Raw genomic sequence first — 2,179 nt, 5'->3', positions numbered from 1 at the left:
GCTGAATCCTTCGCCTGAAGATCAGGCCTCTCAGGAGGTGAAATTAGAGGCAGCGTAATCGAGTGATCGCGACATCTTCTTTGACAAACACCGCCCAACTCCATGCCAAATATTGACGCGTCAGCCAATACAGATGAGCTGAAAAGTAGAAACGAAATGAAAATTCCCTTTTTCATAGGGTAGTCCTTCTTTGGTTGATGAAACTTAACACCCACAGCAGGGGCGGCCGAAGCGTAGCGTAGGCCGTCCCGCAGAGGCCCGCAGGGCCGGCGCAAACTGCCTGTGATTGTTATGCGTTTCGCTCACTACGAAGCTCCATTATAAGAATTGCACTCAAAGCAATAATTGGAATATTTGTTGTAACCGGATTGAACGCTTCAATCAATAATACGGGTGAAATTACAGCAACAAAAATCAGTAGTGCAAGTAAGGCAGAGATATTGAGAACGTTGATAGCAAGCGAGCGATAGAAAACAATAAAGACTATACCGAACAGTATTTCACCTGCTCCTGCAACTCTAGTAAGTACTTGAGACGCCTCTACTCCAAAGCCGAACCCATTTGTCATTTTTTGTTCTAACGGAGCGATATGAACGAGCTTCGGCATAAGCCCGTGATAGATCCAACTACATCCGATTATCCAACGGCATAACTCTACAATACTCAATTTATACCTCTAAGACGCATAACGCCGCCGGCAGGGGCAGCTTACCTTGTGCGCGTTTTGCGCGAAAATGGGAGCGAAGCGACCTGCGCAAAACGTGCACAAGGTAAGCTGTCCCGCGGAGGGCCGAAGGCCCGGAGCCTGGCTGCCCGGCCTTGTTAGTGTTTTGGCCCTCTACCGAATCTCTTTTTGCAATATTACTTGACGTAACCACCCAAGAGAACGAACGGCAGACTACTTTTTACGAAACTGGAATATACCACGGTGCGGCGCCGCCTTCCTGGCACAGACCTTCCGCACCGGATCGTGGGCGAAGCCGACGATTAACCAAATTGGCGGCGCGGCACAAGCAATGCCGCTGAAACATGCCCCATTACCTGACCTGCAAAGCCAAATGGTGGAACCACGATTTCTACTATGTTTTTGAGAAATCTATGGCTTGAAGCCACCACCGTTCACTATTCATCACTTTCTACGAAGCCATATTTTTTTGACGGCTCTTAAAAACACTAACGCCGCGCACAGGGGCGGCTTACTTTATGCGCGTTTTGCGCGAAAATGGGAGCGCAGCGACCAGCGCAAGACGTGCATAAAGTAAGCCGTCCCTTTGCTGCGCTTTGTTAGGCAGCGGTGCCTGAGTGCGCTGCTATAACTTGCCATTGCCCAGTATCCTTTGACCAAACGCGGGTAAATGTAAAGTTCCCGCCAGCTGACTGACCTGAATATGTACCTTCTATATTTGCTTTAACGGATACAACAGCTGTATTTTGGCCACTTAGCAATATTTTTTGATCGCTTAATTCTATCGATGTGATCTTAAGTAAGCCACTTTCATGCGCTTCTAGATCCATACTTTTATTCAAGCGTTGGCCGAAGTGATTGGTGAAAATCAGGTTTACAGCCAAATATTTATTGAGACTATTTACATCTGAAGAAAGCATTGCTATGCGAAGGTTTTCCTCTTCCTTCATTACTTCCGCTTTCAGAATTTCGCTCATAAAATCATTCCTTGATTCTGCCTAACGCCCGCAACAGGGGCGACCAATGCTATGCACATTTTGTGCGAAACTGGGAGCGCAGCGACCCGCACAAAATGTGCATAGCGTTGGGCGTCCCGCGGAGGCCCGAAGGGCCGGAGCATTCTGCTTGCGTTTGTTAAGCATTGAAACTCGCGTAGAAGCTTAAATAGCATGCTGCTATTACCAGGGTTACTGGGACTGAAAGCCACTTTCTAACAATACGCTTTCTACTCATGTAACTTATCGCGTACATGCTTAAACAGAGCCAAGCCAAAAACATCACCATGGAAAGTGCTACTTTTTTCTCCATGAGAAGATTTGCCGCCAGCATGGGAGGGCCAAGCATAAATATTATGATTAGCCGACCGAAATATGAATCATCCTTCATCATCGCTACTGATGCGCCGAGTAGCCAGGAGCCGTCACCGACTCCCGGCCCTCTAAGAACCGTACGTGCGGGTTTCCTCGCATACGGCTCAAGCCCCTCAAAGGCTCT

At 48.0% G+C, this 2,179-nt stretch carries 3 protein-coding genes; all 3 read right to left on the bottom strand.

What is annotated here, in order from left to right; genetic code table 11:
- Nucleotides 1–289: 289 nt before the first annotated feature.
- Nucleotides 290–667 (bottom strand): DoxX-like family protein, encoded by a 378-nt coding sequence (locus FDY93_RS19155; RefSeq protein ID WP_138237364.1) that lies wholly within the window; start codon nt 665–667, stop codon nt 290–292.
- 617 nt (nt 668–1,284) lie between these two features.
- A complete protein-coding gene (locus tag FDY93_RS19150; RefSeq protein ID WP_138237363.1) occupies nt 1,285–1,662 on the bottom strand; it encodes a nuclear transport factor 2 family protein in 378 nt (125 codons plus the stop codon).
- A 157-nt stretch (nt 1,663–1,819) separates the two neighbouring features.
- The coding region (locus FDY93_RS19655) for a hypothetical protein (protein ID WP_220446262.1) at nt 1,820–2,179 on the bottom strand (360 nt) is incomplete at its 5' end.

Origin of the sequence: Microbulbifer harenosus, from assembly GCF_005771435.1 — a bacterium.
GTDB lineage: Bacteria > Pseudomonadota > Gammaproteobacteria > Pseudomonadales > Cellvibrionaceae > Microbulbifer > Microbulbifer harenosus.
Note: the sequence above shows the minus strand (reverse complement) of the source record. Positions and strands in the feature narration are given on the sequence as shown.

What these genes read in the sequence shown, in the direction of transcription:
- FDY93_RS19150 (WP_138237363.1), bottom strand. Translation starts at nt 1,662, where the DNA reads ATGAGCGAAATTCTGAAAGCGGAAGTAATGAAGGAAGAGGAAAACCTT.